General features: G+C 67.7%; 1 pseudogene. It reads right to left on the reverse strand.

The features are described from left to right. Positions 1 to 359 (reverse strand): annotated as a pseudogene (locus tag TW83_RS17860) (indolepyruvate ferredoxin oxidoreductase family protein); the annotation flags it as partial.

The following is a 359-nucleotide window of genomic DNA, read 5'->3' on the forward strand; positions in this document are numbered from 1 at the left end:
CCCATACAGGCCGTAATCCAGGATCTCCTGCACCCCAGCAGGCGACAGCACGGGGATATAGGCGTCGATCATCGCCCAGTCAGACTGATGCAGCACGGTCGAGCTTTCGCCCGTGTGATCGTCGCCCATCGCCATCACGACGCCGCCATGGCGCGACGATCCGGCCATGTTGCCGTGGCGCATGACGTCGCCCGACCGGTCCACCCCCGGACCCTTGCCGTACCACAGCGCAAAGACGCCGTCGTGACGCCCCTCGCCGCGCAGTTCGGCCTGCTGGCTGCCCCAGATTGCGGTCGCGGCCAGATCCTCGTTCAGACCGGGCTGGAACAGGACCTGCGCCGCCGCCAAGCGCTTGGCCT

Source organism: Paracoccus sp. S4493 (assembly GCF_000967735.1).
Classification (GTDB): domain Bacteria; phylum Pseudomonadota; class Alphaproteobacteria; order Rhodobacterales; family Rhodobacteraceae; genus Paracoccus; species Paracoccus marcusii.